Origin of the sequence: Nocardioides sp. CFH 31398 (genome assembly GCF_022436705.1) — a bacterium.
Classification (GTDB): domain Bacteria; phylum Actinomycetota; class Actinomycetes; order Propionibacteriales; family Nocardioidaceae; genus Nocardioides.
Window position 1 is genome coordinate 85,203 of the sequence record NZ_JAKUHT010000008.1, and the last position, 13,251, is coordinate 98,453.

Here is a 13,251-nt window from a genome sequence, read left to right on the forward strand (position 1 = left end):
TTTGCATCATTTGATGTCTTTTGATGCTGCTGGTCAACCTTTGTCTCCACAGGGCAACGGATGGCGCGCGTGCGACGATGGCGCGGTGCCGGGCGACGAGCAGCTGTTCGACCTCCTCGAGGACCTCGAGGCGCAGGCGGAGAGCGCGTACGACGCAGAGCGCCGGGTCGACCTCGAGGACCGGAGTCGCGCCGAGTACCGCGAGGTCACCCTGGCCGCGCGCCTCGTCGCGTCGGTCGGGCGGGAGGTCGAGGCCGACGTGGCAGGCGTGGGCCCGGTGCGCGGCGTCCTCGACCGCACCGGGGACGGGTGGCTGCTCCTGCGGTCGCCGTCCGCCGACTGGGTGGTCCGCACCGTCGCCCTCCACCGGGTCGTCGGCGCGTCGGACCGCGCGGTGCCCGAGGCGGCGTGGTCCCCGCTCCAGCGGCTCAGCGTCGCGTCGCTCCTGCGCCGCCTCGCGGACAGCGGCTCACGCTGCGTCGTCCACACCCGCGACGGCCGCCGTCACGAGGTCGTCGTGCAGCGCGTCGGCGCGGACTTCGTCGAGGTCCTCGAGGGCACGGGCGACACCCGCCGTCCCGTGCTCCTCGCCCTCGAGGGCCTCGCCGCCGTCCAGAGCCCCGAGCCGGAGCTCTGAACCGGAGCCCCGACCGGAGGGTCGAGTCGGCACGTCTGCGCAGCCGCAGCACCACCCGACGGCTCGGCGCCGGCGTCGTCCACGGCTTCAGGTGCGCAGACCTGACGACTCGAGGTCCCGGGGGTGCGCAGACGTGACGACTCGGCGGTCAGCCCCGGTCGAACCAGCGGCTCCAGGCGCGGCGGGCGGGGGCCCAGTCGTTGAAGCCGTACTCCTGCGCCGTCGCCACGGAGACCCGGACCCGCTCGCCCGGCGGCAGGCAGCGCGTGGGGATGCTCAGCCGCAGCCAGGGGCCGTCCGGTCCCTTCGCGGTGTAGTCGCGCCCCACCCAGCAGCGTGGCGCCGGGTCCTGCTCGGAGACGATGGCGCGACGGCGGGTGTCGAGGAGGCGTGCGACCCGGTCGCGGCCGTAGATCGTCCGCCAGTAGGCGACCCGCTGGGGCGAGTCGCCGCGCCGGGTGGAGTCCGTCCAGACGAAGGAAAAGTCCGCCAGGTCGGTGCGCGGCGCGGACCGCAGGGTCACCTCCAGGACGCGGGGTCGGTGCTCCACGCGGACCGAGGAGACCTCGCCGACCCCGCGGGCGTCCCGGGAGCCGCCCCGGTCCGGGACGACACCGCGCTCGGCCGAGGCGGCGGTCGCCGAGAGGGCGGTGCCGAGGAGGAGCGTGACGGCGGCGAGCACCGCGCCGGACCGGGCACCCCAGCGGGAGGGCCGGCTGGTCGGGAGATCGTTGGTGTGTCCCACCTCATCGATCAGACCACGCGGACCGGGGTGCTGTCACGGGTCCCTCGGGGGACGGGTCTCAGGTCGCCTCGAGGTCGTACGGCGGGACCTCGCCGGGCGCGAGGGCGTCGGCGTGGCGCTTCTTCAGGGAGGGCGCCGGCTCGTCGGGCTCGTTCATCGCGTCGATGACGTGCTTGCGGACGATCTCGCGCGGGTCGAGGTCGCGGAGCTCGAGGTCGGCGTACTCGGGGCCCAGCTCGCGGCGCAGGTCGTCGCGGGCCGAGGTGGCCAGGGTGCGGAGCCGGCGGAGCATCTGCCCGGCCTGCTTGGCGAGCTCGGGCACCTTCTCGGGCCCGAAGACGAACACCGCGACGAGCGCGATGACGACGGCCTCCGCCAGGCCGATCCCGAACACGGCGTCAGGCCCGGCCGGTGGGGGTCAGCCCCAGCTGCATCCCGGCGAGCCCGCGCCCGCGACCGGCGAGGTCGGCGGCCACCCGGGACAGCTCGATCGCGGCGGGGGCCGTCGGGTCGGCCTCGACGATCGGCTTGCCGACGTCGCCGCCCTCGCGCAGCGAGGGGTCCAGCGGGATCGACCCGAGCAGCTTCACGTCGTAGCCGAACCGCTCGGACAGCGTGCGCGTCACGCGCTCGCCGCCGCCCGAGCCGAACACGTCGAGCTTGTGCTCCGGCCCGCAGTGGGGGCAGGGCAGCCACGACATGTTCTCGACGACGCCCACGACGCGCTGGTGCATCATCGAGGCCATCGTCCCGGCGCGCTCGGCGACCTCGGCCGCCGCCTCCTGCGGCGTGGTGACCACGACGACCTCGGCGTTCGGCAGGTGCTGGCCCAGCGAGATCGCGATGTCGCCCGTGCCCGGCGGCAGGTCGAGGAGCAGCACGTCGAGGTCGCCCCAGTAGACGTCGGACAGCATCTGCACCAGCGCCCGGTCGAGCATCGGGCCGCGCCACGCGACCACCTGGTCGCGGCGCGGCTTCAGCATGCCGATCGAGATGACGGAGACGCCGGACGCCGTCGGCACCGGCATGATCAGGTCGTCGACCTGGGTCGGGCGGTGGTCGGCGACGCCGAGCATCGCGGGCACCGAGTGCCCGTAGACGTCCGCGTCGACGATGCCCACCTTCATGCCCTCGCGCGCCATCGACAGGGCGAGGTTGACGGTGACGGACGACTTGCCGACACCGCCCTTGCCGCTGGCGATCGCCAGCACGCGGGTCAGCGACCCGGGCTGCGCGAACGGGATCTCCCGCTGGGCCTGGCCGTTGTTCAGCGTCTTCTTCAGCTCGGCCCGCTGGTCGGCGTCCATCACCCCGAGCGTGAGGTCGACGTCGCTCACGCCGTCGACGGCGCCGACGGCGGTCGTGACGTCGGAGGTGATCGTGTCCTTGAGGGGGCACCCGGCGACCGTCAGCAGGACGTGGACGGCGACCCGCCCGTCGTCGTGGACCTCGACGGAGTCGACCATCCCGAGCTCGGTGATCGGCCGCTTGATCTCGGGGTCGTTGACGGTGGCCAGTGCCTCGCGGACCAGGTCGGCGGAGGGAGCGCTCATGATGGCCCAGCGTAGTTCGCGACCCGTCGGATCACCCACGCCGGGACTCCCCGAGGCCTCCGCCCGGCCCCCGGGAGCGACCTAGGGCTCGTCCGGGTCGTCGCCGCGGCGCCGTGCGTCGCGCTGGTCGTCGAGCTCGGCCAGCAGCGAGCGCAGCTCGGAGCGGACGAAGTCGCGGGTGGCGACCTCGCCCAGCGCCATCCGCAACGACGCCACCTCGCGGGCCAGGAACTCCATGTCGGCGTGCGCGCGGGCGTTCGCCTGGCGGTCCTGCTCGGCGATCACCTTGTCGCGCATCTCCTGCCGGTTCTGCGCCAGCAGGATCAGCGGCGCGGCGTAGGACGCCTGGAGGCTGAGGATGAGCGTGAGGAAGATGAACGGGTAGGCGTCGAAGCGGGCCCCGTCGGGGGCGAGGCGGTTCCACACGATCCACACGACCACCACGAGGGTCATGTAGAGCAGGAACTGGGCCGTGCCCATGAACCGCGCGAAGGACTCCGCGAACACGCCGAACGAGTCGCCGTCGCGCCGGCGGCCGGCCCCGAGCCGCCGGCGGGCGCTCAGGCGTCCGCCCAGCGGGGTGCGCAGCGGGGTGCTGATCGGCGTCCCCAGGGACGCGCCGGAGGGCAGCGGGCTGTCCATCCGGGACCCCTCGCGGCGTGCGGACGTGCCGGGACGCTCGGCCATTTCAGGCCCTCCGCGTCGGCGGGGGCACCGACATGGTGGGGACGTCGGGACGCGGGGCGTGGTCGCGCCAGTTCGGCGGCAGCATGTGGTCGAGCAGGTCGTCCACCGTGACCGCGCCGAGCAGCCGGCCCTCCTCGTCGACCACGGGCGCCGCGACCAGGTTGTACGTCGCGAGGTGCGCCGCGACCTCCTCGATGCGGGCGTCGGGGTGCAGGTGGTCCATCGAGGAGTCCAGGGCGCCCGCGACCAGGCTGGACGGCGGCTCGCGGAGCAGGCGCTGGATGTGGGCCACCCCCAGCAGGCGGCCGGTGGGGGTCTCGAGGGGCTGGCGGCACACGTAGACCAGCGCGGCGAGGGACGGCGTCAGCTCCGGGCGCCGCACGTGGGCGAGCGCGTCGGCCACGGTCGCGTCGGGGCCGAGGATGACGGGCTCCGGCGTCATCATCGCGCCGGCGGTCTCCTCCTCGTACGACATGAGGCGGCGGACGTCCTCCGCCTCCTCCGGCTCCATGAGGCCCAGGAGCAGCGTTCCGGTGTCGGCGGGCAGCTCGGCGATGAGGTCGGCCGCGTCGTCGGCGGACATCTCCTCCAGGACGTCGGCGGCCCGCTCCACCTCCAGCGCCTCGAGGATCTCGACCTGGTCCTCCTCCGGCATCTCCTCGAGGACGTCGGCGAGCCGTTCGTCGTCCATCGCCGCGACCACGGCGCTGCGCCGGTCGCTGGGCAGCTCGTGGAGCATCGAGGCGGCGTCGGCGGGCCGCATCTCGTTGATCGCCGCGACCAGGTGGGTCGCACCGTGCGCCTCCTCGCGGCCCACGAGACCGTCGACCTCGCCCCACTCGACGACGTGGGACTGGCCGCGACGCCGCAGGCCCTTGCCGGTCTCGGCCACGGCGAGGCGGCTCACGACCCAGTCGCGGTTGCGGGCCTGCTCCATGGCCAGGTCGTAGATTGTGGCCGTGGCCCCCGACTCCCGCAGGGTCACCGTGCGGTCGAGCACCTGGGCGATCGCCAACGTCTCCGTGGGCCGCTGCTCGAAGCGGCGCAGGTTGAGCAGCCCCGTCGTGTAGACCTGCCCGGAGTCGATGTTGGTCACCCGGGTCATCGGCACGAAGATGCGGCGCCGGCCGAAGACCTCGGCCACCAGGCCCAGCACCCGCGGCTGCGCCTGCGCCGAGCGGACGGCGAGGACGACGTCGCGGACCTTGCCCACCTGGTCGCCCAGGGGGTCGTAGACGGGCAGGCCGACCAGCCGGGCGACGTACACGCGGGAGGGGCTGGTGCTCACCGCGCCACGCTAGCGCCTGGCACCGGGGCGGGCGGATCCGACGACCCACGACGCGCGGGCGCGCCCCGCTCGTGGACACCGGCGGCGCGTCGACCGTGGGTTACAGTCGGGACGCCCAGAGGTCTCGGAGCCGCTCGACCCTGCTCCCAGGGACCGCACGACGCGTGGACATGCCGACGCGTGGACACGACATCCAGGGGAGTCACAGACCTATGAGCATCAGGCGAACCGCCTTCACCGCCGCAGTCCTGGCGGTGCTGTCGCTGGTCGCGCCCACCGCGGTGGTCTCGGCCTCCGCGGCCAGCGGCCCCGGCACCGGCCCGACCTTCAACAGCGCCTTCGGCGGCCCCGCGCAGCGTCAGAAGATCAACAACAAGATCCTCGGCGCCATCCGCAGCACGCCGCGCGGCGAGACCATCCGCATCATGACGTGGAACTACGAGTCGCCGGCCGCCACGGACGCGCTGCTCGCCGCCCAGCGCCGCAAGGTCCGCGTGCAGGTGATCATCGCCCGCGGCAACGCGCGGGGGAACCCGAGCTTCACCCGCCTGCGCACCGGCCTCAAGAACGGCAACTGGAAGAGCCGCCCCACCAGCTGGGCCCGCTCCTGCAGCCAGTCCTGCCGTGGCCGCGGTGGCGCCGCGCACGCGAAGTTCTACCTCTTCACGAAGTCGGGCAGCGCCAAGGACGTCGTCATCCAGGGCTCGGCCAACCTGACGCAGGCCGCTGCGAACAACCAGTGGAACGACATCGTCACCACGCACCGCGCGGGCCCCTTCACGTTCTTCACCCGCATCTTCAACCAGATGTCGAAGGACAAGCCGGTCCGGGCGACCTACGCGAGCCAGACCTTCGGCACCGACCGCTTCGCGTTCTTCCCGGGCGGGCGGACGGCCAAGAACGACCCGGTGCTCCAGCTGCTGAACAGCGTGCGGTGCCGGGGCGCGTCGAACACCAAGTCGGGCCGCACCCAGCTGCGCATCCTCCCGGACGTCGTCCGCGGTGACCGCGGCATGAAGCTCGCGCGCAAGGTGAAGTCGCTGTACGCCAACGGCTGCGACATCCGCATGGGCTACACGGTCATGGGCATCGACATCGGCCGCATGCTGTCCCAGCCCACGCGCCGCGGCCGTGTCCCGCTGATCCACATGGTGCGCGACGCCAACGGCGACCGCCAGTTCGACCAGTACTTCCACATGAAGGCCATGACGGTCATCGGCAACGCCGGCGGCAAGTCCAACACCCGCAAGGTGCTCAACGGCGCGGCCAACTGGTCCGACGACTCGGCGAAGTCCGACGAGAACTTCGGGATCTACAACCGCCCGGAGATGGTCGGTCGCTACCGCGAGCACGCGGACTACTGGATGAACCGCCTGCGCGGCGCGAACCGGGCGGCCGCCAGCGAGATGACCGCCCGCCGCTCCGACGTCACCAGCGGCCGGGTCACCCCGGACGGCCTGATCTTCGGCACCGGTCCGGTCGACGGCGTCGACGTCTTCGCCAACCTGGAGCAGGACTGAGGAACGACGCGTGACCGACGCTGTGCGGGTCGACGGCGTCGACGAGGAGGGTCTCCGGCTGACCAGCAGCCAGGAGGCCCTCCTCGAGGTCCGTGTGGCCGGGGCCCGGGTCTGGTCCTTCTGGGTGCCGCGTGACGTCACCGAGGTCGGCGACGGGCAGTACCTCGCCGCCTGGCCCGGTGTGCTGCGGCGCTACCTGAAGGGTCGCGGGGCGGTCACGGTGCTGCGCTCCCCGCTCACCCCGGACGAGACCGAGACCGAGCTGTGGGACGGCGAGGTCCGCTTCGACGACTCCGGCGCCGAGCTCGTCGTCCGCAACCCCGAGGGCACCCCGCTCCAGATCGACAAGTCGGGCCGGCTGGTCGCCACCTTCGAGGGGGTCGACCCCAGTGACATCGAGCAGCTCCTCGACCACCTCGAGCAGGCCGTCGAGGCCCTCCGCAAGGCGGGGGCCGAGCCGTTCGTCGCGTACGGGACCCTGCTCGGCGCGGTACGCGAGGGGCGGGTCCTGGGTCACGACTCGGACGCCGACCTCGCCTACGTCAGCACGGCCCGCCACCCGGTCGACGTCACCATCGAGTCCTACCGCCTGCAGCGCGCGCTCGTGGAGCAGGGGATGTCGACCATCCGCTACAGCGGGGCGAACTTCAAGGTGCTCTTCCCCGAGCTCGACGGCAACGTCCGGGGCATCGACGTGTTCTCCGGCTTCCTCGACGGGCCCACGCTCTACCTGATGGGCGAGATCGGCGTGCCGATGGCGGAGGCCGACATCCGGCCGCTGTCGACGGCGACCCTGAACGGCCGCGTCGTGCCGACGCCCGCGCGGCCCGAGGCGCTGCTGGAGGCGACGTACGGCGAGGGCTGGCGCGTGCCGGACCCCGCCTTCAAGTTCGAGACCTCCGACGAGGTCAGGGACCGGCTGAGCGGGTGGTTCCGCGGCCAGCGGTTCCGCTACAAGGAGTGGGTGCGGGCCTACGCCCTGACCCGCAACCGGCCGCTGCGCGACTCGCCCACGCGCGTCGCCAAGACCGCCCACGAGATCGCCTCGCGCGAGGGGTGGCCGATCGTCGAGGTGGGTGCGGGGCGCGGCGCCGACGGCCTGTGGCTGGCCCGGAAGGGACACGACGTCGAGATGCTCGACGTCGTCCACTTCGCGGCCGACAAGGCCGTCGCCACCGCCCGCGAGGAGGGTCTGTCGCTGGACAAGCGGGTGCTGAACCTCCTCGACACGCGCAGCGTGCTCGGCGAGGGCGCCCGCCTGGTCCGGCGCCCCGGCCCGCGCGTCGTCGTCGCCAACCACGTGCTCGACGCCCTCGGCCGCCGCGGCACCGAGGGCCTGGCCCGGTTCTGCGCCCTCGCGCTGCGCGGCGGGGGAGCCCTGGTGACCCAGTTCTACGCCCGCCGCGGCCCGGGTGACGACGGCCCGAGCTGGATCGTCGGGACCGTGGACGTCGACGAGCTGGGCGACCAGCTCAGGCAGGCGGGGGCCCGGCACGTGGAGGTGGAGCGTCGCACCAGGCAGGGACGCGAGGTCGTCTCCGTCGTGGGAGAGTGGTGACGTGGTGTTCCGCAACAAGTCTGCCTCGACCGAGCAGCTCGAGAAGCGCGTCGACGACCTCCGTGCCCGCGTGGCGAGCCTGGAGGGCGAGCTGCACCTGCTGCGCCAGCACCACCAGCGGACCGCGGAGCTGACGGACGTCGTCCAGGAGCTGCTCATCCCGGTGGCCCAGCGCGACGAGGCGGCGGTCGCGGAGGCGATCGAGAAGTTCAACCGGAGCCTCTAGGTGGTCGGCCGCGTCGTCGTCCACGTCGGCCAGCCGAAGTCGGCGACGTCGTACCTGCAGACCATCCTCTGGAGCAACCGGGAGGCCCTGCGGGCACAAGGCGTCGTCGTGCCGGGGGAGCAGCGGCGCGACCACCTCTGGTCGTCCCGGCTGCTGCGCGAGGACCCGCAGATCACCCGCGCGCCCGAGCACCAGCAGCGGGCCTGGGAGCGCGTGACGTCCGAGCTCGCGTCCTCGAGCGGCACCGGCCTGATCAGCCACGAGTTCTTCGCCGCGGCCTCCGCCGACCAGGCTCGACGGATGGTCGCCGACCTGGCGCCCGCCGAGGTCGAGGTGGTCGTCACCGCCCGCGACCCGCTGTCGCTGTTCACCGCGAGCTGGCAGGAGAGCCTCAAGAACGGCGCGACCGCGCCGATGGCCGACTACGGCCACGGCGAGTCGTCCAGGAGCACCGCCATCTGGGACTGGCGCACGCTCGACCTGCGGCTCGTGCTCGAGCGCTGGGCGCAGGCCGTGCCGGCCGAGCGGGTGCACGTCGTCGTCCTGGACCCCGGCGCCGACCGGGACGACGTCTGGCGGCGGTTCGCGGGCCTCCTCGGGGTGGACCCCGCGGCGGTCGACCTGGACGCCGCCTTCCCCAACTCCTCCATGGGGGTCGCGCAGGCCGAGACCCTGCGCCGCCTGAACGAGCGGCTGACCGGCTTCACGAAGGCCTTCGACAAGGGCGTCTACCTCCGCTCGTACGTCGGCGACGAGCTGCTGGTCACCCAGGGGGGCGAGAAGTTCTGGCCCACCGAGGAGCAGGTCGCCGAGTGCCGCCGCCGCGCGAGCCTGCTGGTCGACCACCTGGCCACGAGTGGCGTCCGGGTGGACGGCGACGCCGCCCACCTGCTGGTGCCCGACACCCTGCCGCCCCGCCGCGTGCCGTCGTCCGTGACCGACACGGAGGTCGCCGACGTCGCGCTCGACCTCGTGGCGGCCATGCTCCACGACGTGCGCCGGCTGCGTGGCGAGGTCGCCGAGGCCCGGCGGGCCGCCCCAGAGGCCGGCGCGACGGGTTCGGACGACGGCCCGCGGACGACGGTGCGCCGGCTGCTCGGTCGGCTGCCGCGACCCGGCGGCGGCTGAGCGGGGCACTCCCGCCGTCGGCTCCCGGTGTCGCGTCAGCCCCGGCGTCGGGCGATCCGGCCCAGCACCTTCTCGGCGCCGCTGGGACGTCGGTCGCCGCCGTCGCCGGCGGGTCCGTGCTTCGGCTGGTCCCCGGTCTGCACCACGTTGTACTGCTGCTTCGCCGCGGTCCGGACGCGGTCGAGAGCCCGCCGGGTCGTCTCGTCGAGCCGGACGGTCGGCTCCGGGTAGGTGACCGGGCCGGTGACCTCACGGGAGCCGGGCCCGTCGTGGTGCTCCAGCAGTCCGAGGTCGCGCAGGGCGTCCACGTCGTCGGCCGTCGTCCGGTCGTAGACGACGCGCAGGTACGTGCGCCGGACCTCCTCCGGCAGGTCGGCGGCGTAGAGGTGACGCAGCGCCCGGAACATGGGCTTGCGGTCGGGCCGCAGGCCGATCACCCCGGCGGAGGTGAGGGCGCGCCACTTGCGCTCGAACTCGGTGAAGGAGACGGCGTCGAAGTGCAGCAGCGAGAGGCCGGGGGAGACGTGCTCGAGGTCGGCCGAGACCAGGTCGCCGCTCGGCAGCGCGGCGGTGTGGAGCGTGAGGACGAGCCCCGACCCGGGACGGACCCCGGACTTGCCGAGGACGTGGCCGTGGAAGTACGCCTGGTTCGACGGCTCGGGGAGCAGGCCGAGCACGTGCAGCAGCGCCAGCTCGTCCTCGGACAGCAGGCGCTTGAACCACCGGGTGGGGCCGGTGGCGTCCGGTCGGCTCGGCGCCTCGGAGGGCAGCAGGCGGACCGCCTGCTTCGCGGCGTCCACCTCGTCGAGCGCGCCGGGGGCGATCCGCACCACCTCGTCGCTGTCGATGTGGAACAGCCAGTCCACCTGCCCGCCCTCGCCGACGGCGTCCAGCACGGCGTTGGCGTTCATCCGCTGGCGGACGTTGAGCCGCCCGGGTCGCTTGCCGCGCCACCACTCGCGGTCGCCGCGCAGGCACGTGACGTTCTCCAGGGCGTCGAGCTCCGCGGCCACCTCGGGCTGGTCGGCCTCGTCCGGCAGGTCGAGGACGACGACCATGTGGTCGACGCCGGCCTCGAGGTTGGCGGACACGAACCACCGGGCGGCCTCGAGGGGCGCGAACATGGTGGTGACGGTCGCGATCACTGCGCAGCGTCCTCCTGTGTGGCGACGGCGTCCGCACCGGCGGGAACGGTCACCGCATCGTAGGTCAGGTCCGCGGCGGGGCCGCGGGGGCAGGGCCGTCGCACGCTTGGGAGGCCTCGGACGAATTACAGCGTCGTACTTCGACAGATGAGTACGCATGTGACGGATGTTGCTGGTGTGATGTTCTCTGCCCGCCCCCGCTTCCCCGTGGAGAGACCCCCATGCTGCTGTCCCCCCACCGGCTCGTCGCCGGCCCCCTGCTCGCGCTCGGCCTGCTCGTGGCCGCGACGGTCCCGACGGCGGTCGCCGCCCCGGGGGCCTCGTCCGCGGGCGCGGTCAGCACGGCCGGGGACCGGGCGAAGGCGAAGCGGTCGGACGCCGACCTCACCGTCGTCCAGGCGAACCTGCAGTCCCCGCAGTCCGCCGACGGCTTCCAGAAGGACGCCCGCACGGTGTTCGCGCAGGACCCCGACCTGATCACCTTCAACGAGGTCGCGTTCCGCTACGACATGTTCCTCGCCCCCGACGGCTACGAGGTGTGGCGCACGCCCGGGCAGTACACGGGTGCGTCCCCGGTCGCCTGGCGCACGTCGCGCTTCTCGGTCGTCGACAAGGGCACCCGGCAGATCTCCAACTACAAGCCGCGCCCGCCGGGCAAGAAGACCCGCCTCGGCATGCGCTACGCCAACTGGGTGACGCTGACCGACCGCCAGGCCGACAGGCGGCTCTCCCTGGTCTCGGCCCACGTGCCCCCGGCCACGAAGGGCATGCCCGACCTGCGCCGCGCGACGGCGAAGCGGATCGCGAACCTGGTCACCGACCTCGGGAGGAGCGGCCCGGTCATCGTCGGCGGCGACTTCAACATGCACTACCGGGCCAGCGCCTACACCGGGGACGTGTTCGCGGGCGCCGGGATGCGCCCGACGTACGAGATCCTCGGCAACCACTTCCCGACCGGCGACCACCGCGGCGCGACGATCGACTACCTCTTCGTCCGCGGCGAGCAGGGTTACCTCACCGCGCGGCGGCACTTCCCGGTCGAGCTGCGGTCCGACCACGACGCCGTCGTCGCGCAGTTCGACGTGGCCGGCGGCGGCTCCGGCAACGAGCCCCCGCCGTCCGACCCGCCCGGCGAGAACCCCGGCGACCCCGGCGGCGACCCCGGCGGCAACCCCGGCGGCACCCACCTGCAGAGCGACCCGAACGGCGACGCCGCCGCCCGGCGCGTGGTCGTCGACAAGTTCGTCGAGCGCATCGACGCCGCCCGCCCGGGCGGGGTCGTGGAGGTCGCGACCACCGGTCTCACCCTCACGGCGGTGGGCGCGGCCATCCGGCGCGCCCAGGCGCGGGGCGTGTGGGTCCGCCTGCTGACCCGCTCGGCGCGGCTCACCGCGGTGGAGAACCGGCTCAAGGGCATCCTGGAGTCCGAGAAGTCCGGGGCCGTGCGCCAGTGCGGCGACGCCTGCAAGCAGTCGCTGCGCGGCGAGGCCAAGTCGCTGCTGGTCGTCACCTCGCCGGACACGGTCCCGCGGGTGCGGGTGACCACCACGCGGCGCTTGGATACGGTGGTCCGCGAGTACCGCACGGTGGTCTCGATCAACCGGGACCAGGCGACGGTCCGCTCGACCGCGGAGGCCTTCACCCGCAGCTGGAGGGCGCGCTAGCCGCCAGGCACGACAGCAGCGAGGAAGGGGACGAGGCGTGGCCCACCGGCTCTTCCTGCACGTCGGGACGCCGAAGTCCGGCTCGACCTACCTGCAGGCGCGCTGGTGGCACAACCGCGACGAGCTCGCCCGGCAGGGGCTCCTCCTGCCGGGGACCGGCGTCAACGAGCACTTCTGGGCCTCCTGCGTGGTCCGGGGGCGCGAGAAGCTGCTGTCGACGCTGCCCGACGACGCACGCGGGGCCTGGGACCGGCTGCTGGAGCAGGCGGCCGCGACCGACGGCGACGTCCTCATCAGCCACGAGCTCTTCGCACCCGCGGAGGACGACCGGGCCCAGGACGCCGTCCGGGCGCTCGCCGGGGTCGCCGACGAGGTGCACCTGCTGATGACGGCACGCGACCTGGCCCGTCAGCTGCCCGCCGAGTGGCAGCAGCGGACGAAGCACGGCTACGCGGAGACGTTCGAGACCTTCCTGCGGCGCGTGCGCCGACGTCCCGCCATGAACTTCTGGCACGTCCAGGACGTCGCCGCGCTGACGGCCCGCTGGGGCGCGCAGCTGCCGGCCGACCGGGTGCACCTCGTGGTGCTCCCGCCGCCCGGCGGGCCGCGCACCTTCCTGTGGGACGCGACCTGCGCGGTCCTCGGCGTCGACGGCACGATGACGCCCGAGGGGGAGGTCGACGCGAACGAGTCGCTCGGTCTGCGCGAGATCGAGACCATGCGGCGGGTCAGCGCCCTCGTCCGCGAGGCGGGCGAGCCGGAGAAGGACCTCCAGCGCCTCATGAAGGGCTTCTTCGCCGAGCGGATCGTCACCAGCGGCAGCCGGGAGCGGATCCTGCTGCCCGCCGACGAGCACGGGTGGGTCACCGACCGGGCCGAGGCGATGCTCGGCGAGCTCCGCGGCCGCGGCTACGACGTCGTGGGCGACCTGGAGCACCTGCTGCCCGAGGCGCACCCCGCGACCGGGCGGTCGCCGCAGGAGGTCACCGACACCGAGGTGGCCGAGGTGGCCGTCGAGGCCCTGGTCCGCTTCCTGCACCACGAGCGGCGCCGCCGCGCCGCGGCGCGCTCCGAGGCCCCCGGCCCCTAGGGCGCCGCGG

Annotated in this window: 13 protein-coding genes; 7 read left to right on the plus strand and 6 right to left on the minus strand. The window is 73.6% G+C overall.

The window, feature by feature from the left end; genetic code table 11:
- The first annotated feature begins 85 nt into the window (after nucleotides 1–85).
- Complete coding sequence (locus MJ876_RS08005; RefSeq protein ID WP_240235738.1) at nucleotides 86–637, plus strand: hypothetical protein; 552 nt, start codon at nucleotides 86–88, stop codon at nucleotides 635–637.
- Between the two features lie 148 nt (nucleotides 638–785).
- On the opposite strand, the gene MJ876_RS08010 is transcribed toward MJ876_RS08005, so the two are convergent.
- The 5 genes from MJ876_RS08010 to MJ876_RS08030 form a co-directional block, all read right to left on the minus strand.
- On the minus strand, nucleotides 786–1,382 hold the full coding sequence (locus MJ876_RS08010) for a hypothetical protein (RefSeq protein WP_240235739.1): 597 nt from the start codon (nucleotides 1,380–1,382) through the stop codon (nucleotides 786–788).
- 58 nt (nucleotides 1,383–1,440) lie between these two features.
- A complete protein-coding gene (locus MJ876_RS08015; protein WP_240235740.1) occupies nucleotides 1,441–1,776 on the minus strand; it encodes a sec-independent translocase in 336 nt (111 codons plus the stop codon).
- A gap of 4 nt (nucleotides 1,777–1,780) precedes the next feature.
- Nucleotides 1,781–2,935 (minus strand): Mrp/NBP35 family ATP-binding protein, encoded by a 1,155-nt coding sequence (locus MJ876_RS08020; RefSeq protein ID WP_240235741.1) that lies wholly within the window; start codon nucleotides 2,933–2,935, stop codon nucleotides 1,781–1,783.
- 81 nt (nucleotides 2,936–3,016) lie between these two features.
- Nucleotides 3,017–3,577 carry a DUF1003 domain-containing protein gene (locus MJ876_RS08025; protein WP_240235742.1) on the minus strand — a complete coding sequence of 187 codons (561 nt, stop codon included), beginning with the start codon at nucleotides 3,575–3,577 and terminating at the stop codon, nucleotides 3,017–3,019.
- 46 nt (nucleotides 3,578–3,623) lie between these two features.
- The gene (locus MJ876_RS08030) at nucleotides 3,624–4,910 is read right to left on the minus strand and encodes a magnesium transporter MgtE N-terminal domain-containing protein (RefSeq protein ID WP_240235743.1); all 1,287 of its coding nucleotides are present in this window, start codon (nucleotides 4,908–4,910) and stop codon (nucleotides 3,624–3,626) included.
- Nucleotides 4,911–5,122: 212 nt separating this feature from the next.
- Between MJ876_RS08030 and MJ876_RS08035 the strand changes: the two genes are divergently transcribed.
- From MJ876_RS08035 to MJ876_RS08050, 4 genes are read left to right on the plus strand one after another with little or no spacing between them, the layout of a single operon-like run.
- Entirely contained in the window at nucleotides 5,123–6,430 is a 1,308-nt protein-coding gene (locus MJ876_RS08035; RefSeq protein ID WP_240235744.1) for a phospholipase D-like domain-containing protein, read from the plus strand.
- Nucleotides 6,431–6,440: 10 nt separating this feature from the next.
- Nucleotides 6,441–7,988 (plus strand): hypothetical protein, encoded by a 1,548-nt coding sequence (locus tag MJ876_RS08040; RefSeq protein WP_240235745.1) that lies wholly within the window; start codon nucleotides 6,441–6,443, stop codon nucleotides 7,986–7,988.
- Nucleotide 7,989: 1 nt separating this feature from the next.
- The gene (locus tag MJ876_RS08045) at nucleotides 7,990–8,214 is read left to right on the plus strand and encodes a DUF6752 domain-containing protein (RefSeq protein ID WP_240235746.1); all 225 of its coding nucleotides are present in this window, start codon (nucleotides 7,990–7,992) and stop codon (nucleotides 8,212–8,214) included.
- The gene (locus tag MJ876_RS08050; RefSeq protein WP_240235747.1) at nucleotides 8,215–9,342 is read left to right on the plus strand and encodes a hypothetical protein; all 1,128 of its coding nucleotides are present in this window, start codon (nucleotides 8,215–8,217) and stop codon (nucleotides 9,340–9,342) included.
- Nucleotides 9,343–9,377: 35 nt separating this feature from the next.
- Here MJ876_RS08050 and MJ876_RS08055 read toward each other — a convergent pair whose 3' ends face one another.
- Nucleotides 9,378–10,487 (minus strand): glycosyltransferase family 2 protein, encoded by a 1,110-nt coding sequence (locus MJ876_RS08055; protein ID WP_240235748.1) that lies wholly within the window; start codon nucleotides 10,485–10,487, stop codon nucleotides 9,378–9,380.
- 221 nt (nucleotides 10,488–10,708) lie between these two features.
- Here MJ876_RS08055 and MJ876_RS08060 point away from each other — a divergent pair, with 221 nt between their 5' ends.
- Nucleotides 10,709–12,151, plus strand: a complete 1,443-nt coding sequence (locus MJ876_RS08060) for an endonuclease/exonuclease/phosphatase family protein (protein WP_240235749.1) — start codon at nucleotides 10,709–10,711, stop codon at nucleotides 12,149–12,151.
- A 37-nt stretch (nucleotides 12,152–12,188) separates the two neighbouring features.
- The gene (locus MJ876_RS08065) at nucleotides 12,189–13,241 is read left to right on the plus strand and encodes a hypothetical protein (protein ID WP_240235750.1); all 1,053 of its coding nucleotides are present in this window, start codon (nucleotides 12,189–12,191) and stop codon (nucleotides 13,239–13,241) included.
- Nucleotides 13,242–13,251: the final 10 nt, after the last annotated feature.

Excerpts from the sequence above, each read along its gene's own strand:
- MJ876_RS08025 (WP_240235742.1), bottom strand. The coding sequence starts at position 3,577 with ATGGACAGCCCGCTGCCCTCCGGCGCGTCCCTGGGGACGCCGATCAGC.
- MJ876_RS08035 (WP_240235744.1), top strand. The coding sequence starts at position 5,123 with ATGAGCATCAGGCGAACCGCCTTCACCGCCGCAGTCCTGGCGGTGCTG.
- MJ876_RS08060 (WP_240235749.1), top strand. The coding sequence starts at position 10,709 with ATGCTGCTGTCCCCCCACCGGCTCGTCGCCGGCCCCCTGCTCGCGCTC.
- MJ876_RS08020 (WP_240235741.1), bottom strand. The coding sequence starts at position 2,935 with ATGAGCGCTCCCTCCGCCGACCTGGTCCGCGAGGCACTGGCCACCGTC.